The 14,425-nt window shown below is 67.2% G+C and carries 15 protein-coding genes; 5 read left to right on the top strand and 10 right to left on the bottom strand.

What is annotated here, in order from left to right; genetic code table 11:
• Window positions 1-54 precede the first annotated feature (54 nt).
• Entirely contained in the window at window positions 55-1,044 is a 990-nt protein-coding gene (locus RDCOP1_RS16290) for a lipase family alpha/beta hydrolase (RefSeq protein WP_307718200.1), read from the bottom strand.
• A 159-nt stretch (window positions 1,045-1,203) separates the two neighbouring features.
• Between RDCOP1_RS16290 and RDCOP1_RS16285 the strand changes: the two genes are divergently transcribed.
• Both RDCOP1_RS16285 and RDCOP1_RS16280 read left to right on the top strand, forming a co-directional pair.
• Window positions 1,204-1,746 (top strand): hypothetical protein, encoded by a 543-nt coding sequence (locus RDCOP1_RS16285; RefSeq protein WP_072702530.1) that lies wholly within the window; start codon window positions 1,204-1,206, stop codon window positions 1,744-1,746.
• Window positions 1,747-1,756: 10 nt separating this feature from the next.
• Window positions 1,757-2,797, top strand: a complete 1,041-nt coding sequence (locus tag RDCOP1_RS16280) for an alpha/beta hydrolase (RefSeq protein ID WP_072702527.1) — start codon at window positions 1,757-1,759, stop codon at window positions 2,795-2,797.
• A gap of 13 nt (window positions 2,798-2,810) precedes the next feature.
• Here RDCOP1_RS16280 and RDCOP1_RS16275 read toward each other — a convergent pair whose 3' ends face one another.
• Window positions 2,811-3,479, bottom strand: coding sequence for a TetR/AcrR family transcriptional regulator (locus tag RDCOP1_RS16275; RefSeq protein WP_072702524.1), 669 nt, complete (start codon window positions 3,477-3,479; stop codon window positions 2,811-2,813).
• Between the two features lie 362 nt (window positions 3,480-3,841).
• On the opposite strand from RDCOP1_RS16275, the gene RDCOP1_RS16270 reads away from it, so the two are divergent.
• Together RDCOP1_RS16270 and RDCOP1_RS16265 are read left to right on the top strand one after the other, a co-directional pair.
• Window positions 3,842-4,969, top strand: coding sequence for an ABC transporter permease (locus tag RDCOP1_RS16270; protein ID WP_072702521.1), 1,128 nt, complete (start codon window positions 3,842-3,844; stop codon window positions 4,967-4,969).
• Window positions 4,966-5,661: an ABC transporter ATP-binding protein gene (locus tag RDCOP1_RS16265; protein ID WP_072702518.1), complete on the top strand. Its 696-nt coding sequence runs from the start codon at window positions 4,966-4,968 to the stop codon at window positions 5,659-5,661. Before RDCOP1_RS16270 ends, RDCOP1_RS16265 begins: the two co-directional genes overlap by 4 nt.
• Window positions 5,662-5,682: 21 nt before the next feature.
• Here RDCOP1_RS16265 and RDCOP1_RS16260 read toward each other — a convergent pair whose 3' ends face one another.
• From RDCOP1_RS16260 to RDCOP1_RS16225, 8 genes are all read right to left on the bottom strand, one after another.
• Window positions 5,683-6,555, bottom strand: a complete 873-nt coding sequence (locus RDCOP1_RS16260; protein ID WP_072702516.1) for a 5-oxoprolinase subunit C family protein — start codon at window positions 6,553-6,555, stop codon at window positions 5,683-5,685.
• A gap of 14 nt (window positions 6,556-6,569) precedes the next feature.
• On the bottom strand, window positions 6,570-7,178 hold the full coding sequence (locus RDCOP1_RS16255) for a 5-oxoprolinase subunit B family protein (protein ID WP_072702513.1): 609 nt from the start codon (window positions 7,176-7,178) through the stop codon (window positions 6,570-6,572).
• A 10-nt stretch (window positions 7,179-7,188) separates the two neighbouring features.
• On the bottom strand, window positions 7,189-7,947 hold the full coding sequence (locus RDCOP1_RS16250; RefSeq protein ID WP_072702510.1) for a LamB/YcsF family protein: 759 nt from the start codon (window positions 7,945-7,947) through the stop codon (window positions 7,189-7,191).
• A 58-nt stretch (window positions 7,948-8,005) separates the two neighbouring features.
• Window positions 8,006-9,604 (bottom strand): GMC oxidoreductase, encoded by a 1,599-nt coding sequence (locus RDCOP1_RS16245; RefSeq protein ID WP_072702507.1) that lies wholly within the window; start codon window positions 9,602-9,604, stop codon window positions 8,006-8,008.
• A gap of 107 nt (window positions 9,605-9,711) precedes the next feature.
• A complete protein-coding gene (locus RDCOP1_RS16240; RefSeq protein ID WP_072702504.1) occupies window positions 9,712-10,266 on the bottom strand; it encodes a TetR/AcrR family transcriptional regulator in 555 nt (184 codons plus the stop codon).
• Between the two features lie 51 nt (window positions 10,267-10,317).
• Window positions 10,318-11,208, bottom strand: a complete 891-nt coding sequence (locus RDCOP1_RS16235) for a metal ABC transporter permease (protein ID WP_072702501.1) — start codon at window positions 11,206-11,208, stop codon at window positions 10,318-10,320.
• Window positions 11,205-12,071, bottom strand: a complete 867-nt coding sequence (locus RDCOP1_RS16230) for a metal ABC transporter ATP-binding protein (protein WP_072702498.1) — start codon at window positions 12,069-12,071, stop codon at window positions 11,205-11,207. Before RDCOP1_RS16230 ends, RDCOP1_RS16235 begins: the two co-directional genes overlap by 4 nt.
• 26 nt (window positions 12,072-12,097) lie before the next feature.
• On the bottom strand, window positions 12,098-13,126 hold the full coding sequence (locus tag RDCOP1_RS16225; RefSeq protein WP_072702495.1) for a metal ABC transporter solute-binding protein, Zn/Mn family: 1,029 nt from the start codon (window positions 13,124-13,126) through the stop codon (window positions 12,098-12,100).
• 177 nt (window positions 13,127-13,303) lie between these two features.
• On the opposite strand from RDCOP1_RS16225, the gene RDCOP1_RS16220 reads away from it, so the two are divergent.
• Window positions 13,304-14,410 (top strand): LacI family DNA-binding transcriptional regulator, encoded by a 1,107-nt coding sequence (locus RDCOP1_RS16220; protein ID WP_072702492.1) that lies wholly within the window; start codon window positions 13,304-13,306, stop codon window positions 14,408-14,410.
• Window positions 14,411-14,425 lie beyond the last annotated feature (15 nt).

Genomic DNA, 14,425 nt, shown 5'->3' with positions numbered 1-14,425 from the left:
ACCACATAGCTGGAAACCGCGACCGCCGCTGCTGCGGCGGTCGCGGTCGTCTTTCTACCGCGGAGGTGCGGTGGGTGACCAGCCGGTGAACGGCGGGACCGACACGCACGGCACCGGGCGCGGGTTGTCCGGGTCGAGCGCGTTGAGGACGACGGCTGCGGCAACGGGGTCGTTGACGATGGCGACGTGTTCGGCCCAGTCCGCCTCGCAGTGGTCCTGCAGCACGAAGTTGGTCGCGTTGTCGGCTTCGCGGTATCCGCTGGTGTGCGGGAGCACCAGTTCGTCGTAGCGGGAAATGATGTTGGTGTACTGCACCCCCGGCGCGTAGACCCCGTCTGCGTGCAGATCCCGGAACCACTGGGATCCGGCGAGCACCTGCGGGCACGCGCCGCAGCCCACGGTTGCGACGAGTTGTTCGAGTTCGTCGCGCAGACCGGCCTGACCGAACAGGGAGAACGTCGCCTCGAGCAGGAACGCGTGGCTACCGTCCCACAGCGGTGCGAGGGAGATGAGGTTTCGCACCTCGGTGCTGCCGCCCAGGCGATTGAGGTAATACGTGGGCATGAGCGTGCCCTGTGAATGGCCGACGAGGCTCACCTTTTCCGCACCCGTGACGTCGAGTACCCGGTCTACGAATGCCGCCAGTTCGACGGCACTCTGTTCCATGGGCTTGAGGCCGCCGACCGCACTGAACGGCCACGGCAGCTCGGGATAGTTGCCGTACGTGAGCGCGAAGACGCAGTAACCCTCGTTGGCGAGCAGCGGCGACAGGTAGGCCCAGTTGTCCTGTCGATTAGCCATGGTTCCGTGCACGAGGACCACCGGTTCCGGGTGCTCGTCGGAGGGCTCGCACGACCAGTCGTTGGAGCCGGGCGCCGAACCTCCGGGGTTCGCGAGTTCCATCCCGATGCCGTCGAGGAAGGTAGGAGCGAGCGGATATTGCTTCGTAGCAGTGTCTTCGGCCTGTGCGATGCCGCCGCCTGTCACCGCTCCCGCTGCGACTATCACCGTACCCATGACTGTGGCCATTATTCGACGCAGCATGTCCCTACCCTGTCCCGGCTGTGGATGTACCCGGGAAGTTAACAGAAATTCTCATGCCTCACGTGCGTTTGTCCCGATTCGTGCGAATTGTCGGCTCCGACCGGTGTGGAACGGCTCCGAAGGGGGTAAAGGAGAGCAGTCGACGTGGGGAGGCACCGTATGTACAGCGCTCGATTCGACGGTCGGTTCGAGGTGTCACCTCCTCTGAATGCCGACGAGATCGAGTTCCTCCGAGGCTTCGCGGGGCCCGCGAGCGGGCCGCACAACGCGGGTCGGGACGGTCTTCCGTCGCGGGGGCGTCCGCTGTCGTGGTGCCAGTGGGTTCCGACCGCCGACGGATCGGCCCTGGTGTGGGACGGCGACGAACACTTCTTCCGGCACACCGAGTGGCTGGCCTATCTCGTGCAGACGTTCCTGTCGCCGCGTGCGCGTATGCGGCGGGTGCTCAGGGGCCGCCGCGACAAGTTCCCGGCAGCGCTGTCGCACTTCACTTTCGACCATGTCGTCGACGGTGTGGTGTCGGTACATTCCAGTTCGGGAGACGAGGAATGGATCATGGTGCGCGACAACGTCATCCAGAGCGTATCTCGGGTGAACGACCGTCTCCGTTCCGAGGCGACCCGACGTCCTCAGGGGGTGTGCCTCAGTGGAATCCTCCGTCCCGACCACGGAACTGTTCCGGAAGTGAGCAGGGTCCTCTAGTGTTGCCGCCGTGCCCGCTCCGCTCCCGCTTCGTACGAAGATCTTCGCTCTGTTCGAAGGGCTGATCGGTGCCTCCATCGCCGACGAGCCGCCCGAGGCCATCCCCGCGCGGCGTGTCCGCCGGGAGAAGTTGCTCGCCTCGCCGGTAGGGCGATCGATCGCCGGCAGGCCGCACCGCGACGCGCACATCGTCGACCGTACCGTCGAGTTGCCGCCCGCCGAGATCGCGGGACTGGACCGGCCCGCCGAGCCTGTCGGTGTGCGCCTGCGCATCTACCGCCCTTCGGCTTCGGGGCCTGGCCCGCTTCCCGTCGTGGTGCTCTTCCACGGAGGAGGCTGGGTGCTCGGCAATCCCGAACAAGACGAGTGGTGGGCGAGTCACATGGCGGTGGAGGTGCCGTGCGTCGTCGTATCCGTCGATTATCGTCTCGCGCCTGAAAACCCCTATCCAGCGGCAGTATTCGACTGCTGGTCGTCGCTGCTGTGGGTGACAGAGCATGCCGCGGAGCTCGGCGTGGACGCGACACGCATCCTGGTCGCGGGCGACAGTGCGGGTGGCAATCTGGCCGCGGTCGTGGCGGATCTCGCCGCGCAGGCCGGCCGGCCCGCACTGGCGGGGCAGGTGCTGGTCTATCCGGGGACCGAGATGGAGGATGTCTTTCCGTCCGAGCGTGAGCATGCCGAGGCGCCTGTTCTGACGTCGCGGGGTATGCGAGCGTTCGTCCGTCTCTATCTCGCCGGCGCGGACCCGTACGCTCCCACCGCCGCTCCGCTGCGCGGCGGTCTGGCCGGTGCGGCGACGCCGGCATTGATCCAGGTCGCCGGCCACGACCCGTTACGCGACAACGGCGTGTTCTATGCGGAGGCGCTCGGAAGCAAAGGCGGCGACGTCACGCTGACCGAATACGACAACGCAGTGCACGGATATCTGAGTCTGCCGGGGATCTCGCCGTCCGCGCGGAGTGCGCTCGCCGAGGTAGTCAGCTTCGTGCGCCGGGTGACGGGTGCGAAGATCCCGGGGGAGACGCCGCAGACCCGCTCGGAGAACTGAGCGGGCTCCCGCGTCAGGGCTCGGTCGGTGAATTGTCCTCGCCCGCATCGCATATCGTGGCGCATCCCGGTTCGCCGTGCGGCTCGCGATCGAGCGCGCCGACGGCACCCATCACGAAGGGAACGACCCGCGCGACCACTTCGTCGACTGCGCCGCCCTCGGCGAGAGTCTGGCGGTGGGGATCCAGGCAACCCAGGATGCAGCGACTTGCGGACCGTGCGTCGATCAGATGGAACACACCGGAACGTTCGCCTTCGACCAGGATCCGGTACACCACGTCTTCGAGTTCGTTGAGCTGAGACGTGAACTCCAGCTTGGTTGCGTTCGGGATCAGGCTCATCACCGGTGGCGTCACGGGGTGTGGTCCGGCGAACTCGAACAGGACCAGTTCGACGACGGTCTGGAGCATCTCCCGCGGATCATCCATGCCCGCGAGTTTGTGCTCGAGGAGGTCGAGGAACCGCTCGATCTCGTGCGCCGACCAAGCAAGCAGCATCTCGGACTTGTCGGAGTAGTAGTTGTAGATCACGGTCCGGGTAAGACCTGCCTGCGCAGCGACGGCCTTGAACGACGCGCCGTCCCACCCCTCGCGCGCCAGTACCTCGCCAAAGGCACGCAGGATGCGCGTTCGGGTGGCCGACTTGTGCTCGGCCACGGTGTGCCCGGCATTCAGAATAGGCACGCGATGCTCCGGGATCGGTCGGGGAATTCGGGGACCGCTCGAAGGGTACACCCAGGCGCCTCGGCGAAGGACCGCGCGAGCCTGTCCGGCGGCCTTTCGAGTCCTCGTCGCACCCTCGGGACAATACTTTGACGACAAGTCGTCATTAAATTTCGAGGCGCGAATCCGATCGGATCAGGGAAGGATAACTGCAGTTCAAGCGTGGTTTCCGGGTGGGGTTGTCGTAGAAAACTACGCCCAGTCGTAGGTGAACCTTACTGGCAGAGTCCCGTTCGTTCTGTTGAAATCGGCCCTGCATACCGTCCCGCCGAGGCTGCCCCAGTCGCTGACGCCCGATCGATCCGACTCCCAGGAGCTCGTCTATGTTTCTCGCAGTGCGCGAACTTGTGTTCGCGCGTACCCGTGTATTGCTGATGGGATCGGTCATCGCACTGATCTCGGTGCTCATGGTGATCCTCTCCGGCCTGTCCTCAGGTCTCGTCGACGACGGCGTCTCGGGTCTCCAGCGGACCCCGGTCGACGCCTTCGCGTTCGAGGAGGGCACCAAGACCGATTCCGCGTTCTCCCGGTCGGTCGTCACGTCCGAACAGGCCGAGGCATGGGCTGCCCGGCCGGACGTCGCGAACGCGGAGTTGATGGGCAACGCCATCGTCAATGCTCACACCGGGAACGGAACGGCGATCGACCTGACACTGTTCGGCATCACGCCGGGCTCGTTCCTCGAGCCGGAAGCAGCCGAAGGCACGCAGCTGAGCGGAACGCGCGACATCATCCTCAGTTCGACCGCTCGGGACGAAGGCGTCGCGGTCGGTGACACCGTCACCGTCGATCGCCTCGGAATCGAACTCTCGGTCGTCGGCTTCACGGGAGACAAGCGCACCTTCGGTCACGTGGACGTCGCGTACGTGCCGCTGACGACCTGGCAGGAGATCAATGCCGGTACGCCCGCAGGTGACATGACGGATTCTCGCGAGTACGAGCAGGCGAGCGTCGTCGCCATCCGGGGAACGGATGGAGCACCCGATCTGGCGGCCGGCGATGCCGCCGCAGGGACCGCGACCAAGACCGTCGAAGAGTCGTTCGACTCCTCGCCCGGTTACAGCGCGGAGACGATGACCATGTCCATGATCATCGTGTTCCTCTACGCGATTTCGGCGCTGGTCGTCGGCGCGTTCTTCAGCATCTGGACCGTCCAGCGCATGCGTGAACTCGCAGTACTCCGCGCGATGGGTGCGTCCACCGGATACCTGATGCGCGACAGCATCCTCCAGGCGGCCGTCATCCTCGCCGGATCTGTCGCCGTCGGTGTCCTGATCGGTCTGGGACTCGGCTCCGGGCTCGAAGGCACCGGCATGCCGTTCTCACTCCAGTCGGGTCCGATCATCCAGGGCGCCCTCATGCTGATCGTGCTCGGCCTCGTAGGTGCCGGGATCGCGATCGTGCGCATCACCCGTATCAACCCCTTGACAGCGCTGGGAGAGAATCGATGAGCGCCACCACCACAACCACGGGCCTGAGCCTGAAGAACGTCGGCCTGCAGTTCGGCGACGGCGACAGCACCGTCACCGCGCTCGACGACGTGAACCTCGAGGTCGCCCCGGGCGAACTGGTCGCGATCGTCGGTCCGTCCGGCGCGGGCAAGTCCAGCCTGCTGGCCGTCGCCGGAGGGCTGACCCAGCCCACCAGCGGTTCGGTCGTCCTGCGGGATATCGATCTGACTGCCACGCCGCAGCGTCAGCTCGCCGAAATCCGTCGCAATCAGATCGGTTTCGTGTTCCAGTCGTCGAATCTCCTGCCGTCGCTCACCGCTCTCGACCAGTTGCGGTTGATGTCGACGATCACGGGACGTCCGGGCCGCGACCCGAACGAACTCCTCGAGTCGGTCGGGATGGCACATCGTGCCGGCAAGCGCCCGGGCCAGTTGTCGGGTGGCGAACGCCAGCGCGTCGGGATCGCTCGCGCCCTGGTCACCGACCCGGCCGTGCTGCTCGTGGACGAGCCCACCGCGGCACTGGACCGTGCGCGCAGCCATGAGGTCGTGCAACTGCTGGCGGACGAAACCCATCGCGCAGGGGTCGCCACGATCATGGTCACCCACGACCACGACGTGCTCGTCCACTGCGATCGTGTCCTGGAGATGATCGACGGCAAGCTTTCGCCTCTGGCGACCGACGCCGCCTGACCTGAAGTCTGTGCGACCGGGCTACCTCGTGGGGCGAAACCTCACCCGGTAGCCCGGTCGTAACTGCGCTGCAAGCGGAAGATCGGCGCGTACGACCACCGCGATCACCGGATATCCCCCTGTGACCGGATGATCGGCCAGGAACAGGACCGGGTGGCCCTCCGGGGGCACCTGCAGGGCCCCGGGCACCATTCCCTCACTCGGTAGTTCTTCCCGGCGCGACCGGTGGAGGGGTTCTTCGCCGCGCAACCTGATGCCCACCCGGTCGATATGCGGTGTCACAGTCCAGGATTCGCGCAGCAACGCCTGTACCGACGCGGTGGTGAACCAGTCGTCGCGTGGCCCCGGAGCCACCCGCAGTTCGACCGGATCACCGATCGGCGCGGGCGGCGGGAACTGGTCCTCCGTCGGCAGGGTGCCCGTGAGCCCACCCACCTGCAGCCGGTCGCCCGTCCGTACCGGCGCGGGTCCGGTGCCAGACAAGGTGTCGGTGGAGCGGCTGCCGAGCACTTCCGGAGCCTCGATGCCGCCGCGCACCGCAAGATACGACCGCAGCCCGTTCGATGGAGCCGCGATCGACAGAAGATCGTTGTCCTGCAGATGGATTCGCGCCCAGTCGCCGCGGGGACGGGTGTTGACGGTGACCTCGGTGCGAGCGCCCGTCACCGCGACGATCGTCGAGCCCGCACTGCGCAGGACGAGACCCCCGGCCGTCACCTCGAGCGTGGCCGCCCCCGGATGGTTGCCGACGAGCCTGTTCGCGGCGTCGTGGGCAGTCCGGTCCGCGGCTCCCGACGCGGTGAGACCCGACCCGCCGTGCCCGTGGCGACCGCGATCCTGCACGGTCGTGAGAACGCCGGGGGAGACAACTTCGAACCAGGCCACGATTCCCATTTTGGCGGATGTCGTCAGACGGCGCGGAACCGGACGCGCAGACCGGGCCGCAGCAAGGCGGGAGGAGTCCGCTCCGGCTGCCACAGTTCGGCATCGGTCGTCCCGATCAGTTGCCAGCCCCCCGGTGACTGCCGGGGATAGATTCCGGAGAACTCACCCGCCAGACCCACCGCCCCCGCAGGTACCGCGGTGCGCGGCGAGTCCCGCCGGGGTACGCGCAGCCGATCGTCACCTCCGGTGAGATAAGCGAATCCAGGGGCGAACCCGCCGAACGCGACGGACCAGGTTCGCCCGGTGTGAGCCGCAACGACGCCTTCGGCGCCCAGCCCCGTCCGCTCACCGACCTCGTCGAGATCGGGGCCGTCGTATCGCACATCGATCACGACCTCGTCGGACACGACAGTGTCCCTGCCGTCCGGTGCGGTCTCACCGATCCATCGCCGTACGGTATCGGCTTGTACCACTTCGGGTTCGAATCGCACCAGCACGGTTCGGGCACCGGCAACGAGATCGACGACGCCGGGTGGGCGGCTCGCGTCGAGTGCCGGGAGACAGGCGAGCACCTCGTCGAGAGAAGCGAATTCGGCGAGGAACGCGGCGTCTCCGTTGGGCAGGATTCTCATCCGTCGGGTCTCACACGAAAGCTTCGATGCCGATGTTCTCGGCGTCGAGCAGCGCCCGCACCGCGACTGCCATCGCGGTGGCGGCGGGAGAGTCGCCGTGGATGCACACCGACTGGGCGGCGACGGACACCTCGCTGCCGTCGTGCGCCGTGACCACGCCTTCGGTCACCATGCGCAGAACCCTCCGGGCGACGGTGTCCGGATCGTGCAGTACCGCACCGGGTTCACGCCGCGAGACGAGTGCGCCCTCGGGTGTATAGGCGCGGTCGGCGAACGCCTCGGCGACCACCTGCAGCCCGGCGCGCTCGGCCTCGTCGAGCAGCACCGAGCCGGGCAGGCCGAGAACGGGCAGCGAATCGTCGTACGCACGGACCGCGGCGACCACAGCGCGGGCTTGGTCACGATGGTGTACCACCGCGTTGTACAGCGCACCGTGCGGTTTGACGTAAGCGACGGTAGAACCTGCGACCCGGGCGAGGCCCTCCAGCGCGCCGATCTGATAGATCACTTCGGCGGTGAGTTCGGCGGGTGTCACGTCGATGAACCTTCGGCCGAAGCCGGCGAGGTCTTGGTAACCCACCTGCGCTCCGATCCGCACGTCGCGTTTCGCGGCGGCCCGGCAGGTGTCCAGCAACGTCGAGGGGTCGCCCGCGTGGAATCCGCAGGCGATGTTGGCGCTGGAGACGAGACCGAGCATGGTCTCGTCGTCGCCCAGTCGCCACTGACCGTAGCTTTCGCCGAGGTCGCTGTTGAGGTCGATGCGAGGCACGAGCCAAGTCTAGGGCCGGGGGCACTGCGCGATCCCGTCGGTGACGGGAAGCGCGCCGTCAGAACACGACGCCGACGTCCCGCGCGACGATATGGTCGAGCGCGCGCTCGACCACCGCCGCGATCGTCATCGACGGATTGCATGCGGCGGTGTTGCCGGGCATGAGCGCCCCGTCGAGCACATACAGGCCACGTTGCCCGAGGACCCGCCCGTCGAGGTCGCAGACCGTGCCCATGCACGCTCCGCCGAGGGGATGCCAGGTGGACGGGACCACGGTGTTCGTGTCCATCAGAACGTCGCGCGGTCCTGCGATCATCCGGGCGACCGGATCGATGTGCCCGTTCTGGATCGCGGCGTCGCCGTCTCGCGGCCATTTCAGGACCGCGTCGTCGAGGCCGGAATCGTAGACGAATCGTCCGCGACCCTGGCTGACCCCGAAACCGACCATCACGGTGCTGCGCGTATCGACCGAGTAGACCGACGGGATCGACGCCTGGATGATGGTGAAGGCCGCGTGCGGGTCGTGCCAGTTCTTGCTGCCGTACACCACCGGGCCGCCCTGCACGGCACCGAAGCTGTCCTCGATGCTGGTCCAGAGGTAGATGCGGTCGGCGTTGGAACCCCAGCCGCCGCCGAGGTCGTCGGGCAGGTCGGTGATCCGGCCTTGCGCTGCGGCTCGGACGAGAAGCCTGGTCGTGTTGAGACTGCCCGCGGACAGTACGAGCGCGTCGGTGACGAGGATCTTGTTCTCGACGACGTCGCCGGTGGTGTCGATCCGGTCGACGTAGACGATCCATCGCCCGTCCGCCGCGCGTTCGACGTCGGTGACCTGGTGCAGGGCTTCGACCGTCACCAGGCCGGTGTTCTCGGCAGCCGCGAGATAGGTGACATCCACCGAATGCTTACCACCGTTGTTGACGCCGAGGGCGCCGGAACCGTCGGTGTAGGACGGTCGCATCTCACCGCGGAGTTCGGCGAGCGCGTAGTCCCAATCGATCGGCATCGGGATCTTGTCGAGCGGAAGACCCGCCCGTGTCACACGTTCGGCGAAGATTCTCGACGTTCGGTAATGGGGGGTTGCGACCAGTTCGTCGGGTGCGACAGCCAGCCGGAGCATCCGTGCCACCCGTGGGTAGTGCACTCGATCCATGGCGTCCCAATCCAGTTCGTTCGGAAGGTTCGCCTCGAACACGGACCGGCTCGGCTGCAACGACATTCCCTGGTAGAGCAGCGAGCCGCCACCGACTCCCGCGGCGCACAGCGCGGTCATGTTCTCGCCGGCCACCGCCTCGACGAGACCGGTGTACGGCTCGAACGCGAGTTTGCGCCCGAACAGTTCAGGGTTCGATCGGTGCCACAGGATCCGCTTGTCGGGCGCATCGATTCGGGGAAAGGTATTCGCGTCGGGCCCGGTGGGCCAACGTATTCCTCGTTCGAGCACGGTGACGGGAACGCCCGCCTCCGCCAAGCGCAATGCGGTCACGCCACCGCCGAATCCGGACCCGACGACGATCACGCGGTGTTCTTCCCGCGTCAGCGGGACCTTGTTCACCCGGGCTCCGATACCCGGTGATGCCGTCGCGGTGGAGATGCCCGCGACGGTGAGCCCGGCGGCGGCTGCTCCAGCGAGAAACGTGCGGCGTGTGATGTGCGGCAATGCGGAACCCCCCGGTCGGCAATGTCGTCCTCGCGGCACGGTCGGTGCCGGAGGTGCCGCAACAGTTAGACACTCAGGGGTGGAAGTGTCAAGATCGGAATCCCGTCTCAGACTTCGGCAGCAGACATCGCGGGCCCGAGCCACCGGGTCAGGAACCGCCTGAGCTCGTCGTCGGAATGCACCGTCTCGTCGTCGAACAGCACAACCGACAGCCCGAGGAACAGCACGATCTCGATGATGTCCTCGACGTGCGGTTCGATCTCGGGGTGCCGAGTGGAGAGCGGCGCGAGCAGGCTTCGGGCGATGGGTTTCGCCCGCGCGATCATTCCGGAGTCGAAGACCGGGTTCTCGTGTTCCGAACGCAACAGCATGGCCAGGACCGGGTCGTCGCGCACGACGCGGCGGCTCGCGACGATGAGCTCGACGACGTAATCGCACGGCGCCGCGACGCGTTCGAGACGGGTGTGGATTCCCGCGAGTGCTTCCACCGCGACACCGGCGATCGCCTGGGAGACAAGTTCTTCCCGCGACCCGAAAATCGAGTACACCGTCTGACGGGACACCCCGGCAGCGTGTGCCGCACCGGCGATGGTGACACCTTCGAAGCCGACCTTCCCGATCAGTTCGACGGTGGAGCGCAGGATCTTGTTACGGGACCGCATCGGGCGATTGTCCACCACCGCGCGCGGCGCCCGAGCGCCCACTCGGCGGGGTCAGTGCGCCGGGCTGCTCACGGTGCGACCGAGACCCCGACGTCGCCGAGACGACCCGATCACCCGGCACACCAAATAGATGACGAAGGCGATGGCCGTGATGAAGCTGGACACGGGCACTCCCGGCGCGAGCGCGAGCAGGATCCCGCCGACAGCGGCGATCTCGGCGAAGATCACCGCCAGGACGGTCGCGGCCAGTGGTCCGCTCGCCACCCGGGACGCCGCCGCGGCGGGCGTGATCAGCAGCGCCATCACGAGCAGCGCGCCGACGATCTGCACACCGAGGGCGGCGGTGATGCCGACGAGTATCGCGAAGACGATCGAGAGGGCGCGTACCGGCACGCCCCGCGCGGCAGCCACTTCCGGGTCGGTGCTCGCGAACAACAGCGGACGGTAGATGAAGACCATCGTGCCGATGACGGCGACCGCGCAACTCGCGAGCAGCGTGATGCCGGTTCCTCCGGGTGCGACGATCTGACCGGTGAGCAGCGAAAACGCCGCTCCGGTGCGGCCGTCGTAGGCCCACAGCAGCAATACCGCGAGTCCGAGGCCGAACGCCATGACCACGCCGATCACCGAATCCCGCTCGCGTGCACGCGTTCCCAGAATTCCGAACAGAACGGCGGCGACCACTGCGCCCACAACCGCACCGACTCCGACCGAGACCCCGAGCAGCAGGGCAGCGGCCGCACCGGTCAGAGACAACTCGGAGGTGCCGTGAACCGAGAACGCCATCTGCCGGCTGATGATCAACGGGCCGATGATCCCGGCCAGCAGACCGAGAATCGCGCCGGCGACGAGAGCCTGCTGAACGAAGTCGTACTGGAGGAGTTCGGCGGTGGTGCGGAAATCGAACAGCCGTCCCATGGCGTCGGTGAACTTGCTGCTCATAGGTCGTCCTTGTGGTCGTGATGATGAACGCCTTCGCCCGGACGCAGACCGCCGGCACTACCGAGTGCGTCGATGGCGTCCCCGGTCCCGACGACGACCAGGCGGCCGCGCATTTCGAGGACCTCCACGTCGGTGCGGTACAGCTCGGAGAGCACCTTCGAGGTCATGACTTCGGACGGCGTGCCGATACGGAACTGACCGTCGACGAGGTAGAGCACGCGATCGACGAGCGGCAGGATCGGATTGATCTCGTGGGTGACGAAAAGGACGGCGGTGTCGTGATCGCGCCGTCGCCGGTCGATGAGCGACGAGACGAGATGCTGGTTGGCGAGATCGAGGCTGAGCAGCGGTTCGTCGCACAGCAAGACGTGCGGGTCGCCGACCAGCGCCTGTGCGATCCGCAAGCGTTGCTGCTCGCCGCCGGAGAGAGTGCCGACGGGAGCCCCCGCGTAGGCCTGCGCCCCGACCTGCTCGAGCGCTGCGTCGACCGCGACCTTCCTCTGTTTCCAGAAGCGGATTCCGGTACCCCATCGATGGCCGTCGACGCCGAGGCCCACGAGGTCCCGCCCGCGCAGAGGGATGCCGTCGTCGAGCGTTTTCTGTTGCGGTACGTAGCCGAGGTGCGAATTGCCGGTCCGCACCGGCGACCCCGCGATGGTTGCGGTGCCGGAGCTGAGCGGCAACTGACCGAGCAGAACTTTCAGCAGGGAGGTTTTGCCTGCACCGTTCGGCCCGAGAACAGCGATGAACTCACCCGGTTCGACGGTGAGGTCGAGATCGTCCCAGAGCACACGGTCGCCGAATGCCAGCCGCGCGCTGCGAAGTTCGACCGCGTGCGGGCGGTCGGGTGTCGAAGAATTCACCAGAGTCCGTGTTCTCGAGCGGGTGGTCAGGATTCGGTGTCGAGTGCGGAAGCAAGCGCCTCGGCGGTTCGGCTCTGCCACTGAATGTAGTCCAGACCTTCTGGCAGGGTTTCCGAAACTTCGACGACGGGGATACCCGACGCCTCTGCAACGGTGCGCATCTCGCGGCTCACCTTGTCCTCGGTCTGGGGGTTGTAGAGCAGTGCGCGCACCTGCTTGTCGAGGAGAAGTTGCCGGGTGGCGGCAATGGCGGCGGGCGACGGGTCGGTGCCGTTCTCGATCGCATTCGCGAAGTCGGCGGGTACCGCGTCGCGGAGTCCGGCCCCGGTCACCAGGTAGGTGGCGATGGATTCCGTCTGTGCGACAGGGGCGTCGGCGTGATCGGCCGCGATCGACTCGACGAGGTCGGAGACGCCGTGGAGATCGTCGTGGAATGCGGCGGCGTTGGCCTGGTAGGTGTCGGCACCCTCCGGATCGAGTTCGGAGAGGCGATCGGCGACGGCGTGCGCGACGGCGTCGGCGGTCGCGAGGTCGTACCAGACGTGTTCGTTGACACCGCTGTGGTCGTGGCCGTCGTGCGAATGGTCGGTGTGTTCGGCGGCGTGGGCGCCGGTGTCTTCGGCGGCGTGGTCGTCGGTGGGTTCGTGGGCGTGCTCATCGCCGTGATCCGAATGCAGATCGGCACCTGCGCCGGACTCGAACAGCGCGAACGCCTCGACGGTGGCGGGGTTGCCGCCGCCGGACTCGAGGATGTCCTCGACGAACTGGTCGTATCCGCCGCCGTTGTAGACGACGAGCGAGGCGTCACTGATCGCTGCCGCGTCGAGCGGGCTCGCCTCGTAGGAATGCGGGTCGGCGGACGGTTCGGTGACGAGGGATTCGACCTCGATGCGATCACCGGCGACGGCCTGGGCGACCGATCCCCACACATTCGTGGAGGCGACGACGCGCAGCGTGCCGTCGTCGGGTCCGGTGGTCGAGGTACCGCACGCGGCCAGTGTGGTCGCAGCGGCCACGGCAGCGGCCGCCAGCGCGGCACGGGAGGACGAACGCACGGTGTTTTCTCCTGGATCGAAAGGTCGACGAACGGCCACGACGGACTCGCCCAATCGTTATTGGTAATCGTTACCGTTCCACTTTAGCGGATCGCGGAGGCGGATCAGCCCGTCCCCGCGTGCGCGTGACCACACCCACAGGGAGTGTGACGACGCCCATAGGGATACGGTCCCCTCATGCCCAGGTCCAGTCAGCCCCGCCGACAGGCGACACTGGCCTCGATCGCAGCCGAGCTGAAGATCTCCCGCACCACCGTCTCGAACGCGTACAACCGCCCCGACCAGTTGTCCGCCGAACTGCGCCAGCGCGTGCTCGACGTGGCCAAGCGCCGCGGCTACGCCGGGCCCGACCCGATGGCACGGTCCCTGCGCACCCGCAAGGCCGGCGCCGTGGGCGTGCTGCTGACCGAGGCGCTGAGCTACTCGTTCCGGGATCCCGCGGCGATGCGATTCCTGTCCGGTCTTTCCGAGGCGTGCGAAGCAGCAGGACAGGGCCTGCTCCTCATCCCTGCCGGTCCGGGCCGCGCCGACACCGAAGCCGCCCAGGTCGTGCACCGATCGTCGGTGGACGGGTTCGTCGTCTACTCCGTACCGCCCGAAGATCCGTATCTTGCCGCGGTGCTCGAGCGGAATCTGCCCATCGTTGCGTGCGACCAGCCGCGCGGTCTCGATCACACCCCGGTGGTGGGCATCGACGACCGCGGGGCGATGCGGGATATGGCGGCACACCTCATCGGGCTCGGCCACCGGCACATCGGCATCGTGTCGATGCGGCTCGGGCGCGAACGCCACGACGGCGTCGTCGATGTGTCCCGGCTCGGCAGCAGCGGATTCCACGTCCAGCGCGAGCGCATCCTCGGAGTGCAGGACGCGATGAAGGCGGGCGGGCTGGACCCGGACACCCTCACCGTCGTCGAGCGCTACACGCACACCTCGGAGAACGGATTGTCGGGCGCGGCGCAGATCATGAGCGTCAACCCCCGCATCACCGCCCTGATGTGCACGACCGACGTCCTCGCCCTCGGTGCCCTGGCATGGGCCGATCGGACGGGACTGGACGTGCCGGGCCACCTGTCGATCACAGGCTTCGACGGAATCGACGAAGCGCTGCGCGAAGGACTCACCACGGTGCGTCAGCCGCAGAAGGACAAGGGACGCCGGGCCGGCGAACTGCTGCTCGCGGCCCCGGCGCACTCCGGAGTGCCCGCCCTCGAGACGCTCGACACCCAACTCTGGTTCGGAAAGACCTCGGGCGCGGTCGAGCGCGAGTGGTACGCGGAATAACCCGTCAGCGCCAAG

The organism is Rhodococcus coprophilus NBRC 100603 (assembly GCF_001895045.1).
Lineage (GTDB): Bacteria > Actinomycetota > Actinomycetes > Mycobacteriales > Mycobacteriaceae > Rhodococcus > Rhodococcus coprophilus.
This window is presented reverse-complemented; position numbering and strand designations above follow the sequence as displayed.

Bases quoted from the DNA above. Each gene is read 5' to 3' on its own strand.
- RDCOP1_RS16290 (WP_307718200.1), bottom strand. From the start codon at position 1,044: ATGCTGCGTCGAATAATGGCCACAGTCATGGGTACGGTGATAGTCGCA.
- RDCOP1_RS16285 (WP_072702530.1), top strand. From the start codon at position 1,204: ATGTACAGCGCTCGATTCGACGGTCGGTTCGAGGTGTCACCTCCTCTG.
- RDCOP1_RS16270 (WP_072702521.1), top strand. From the start codon at position 3,842: ATGTTTCTCGCAGTGCGCGAACTTGTGTTCGCGCGTACCCGTGTATTG.
- RDCOP1_RS16265 (WP_072702518.1), top strand. From the start codon at position 4,966: ATGAGCGCCACCACCACAACCACGGGCCTGAGCCTGAAGAACGTCGGC.
- RDCOP1_RS16260 (WP_072702516.1), bottom strand. From the start codon at position 6,555: ATGGGAATCGTGGCCTGGTTCGAAGTTGTCTCCCCCGGCGTTCTCACG.
- RDCOP1_RS16255 (WP_072702513.1), bottom strand. From the start codon at position 7,178: ATGAGAATCCTGCCCAACGGAGACGCCGCGTTCCTCGCCGAATTCGCT.
- RDCOP1_RS16240 (WP_072702504.1), bottom strand. From the start codon at position 10,266: ATGCGGTCCCGTAACAAGATCCTGCGCTCCACCGTCGAACTGATCGGG.
- RDCOP1_RS16235 (WP_072702501.1), bottom strand. From the start codon at position 11,208: ATGAGCAGCAAGTTCACCGACGCCATGGGACGGCTGTTCGATTTCCGC.
- RDCOP1_RS16220 (WP_072702492.1), top strand. From the start codon at position 13,304: ATGCCCAGGTCCAGTCAGCCCCGCCGACAGGCGACACTGGCCTCGATC.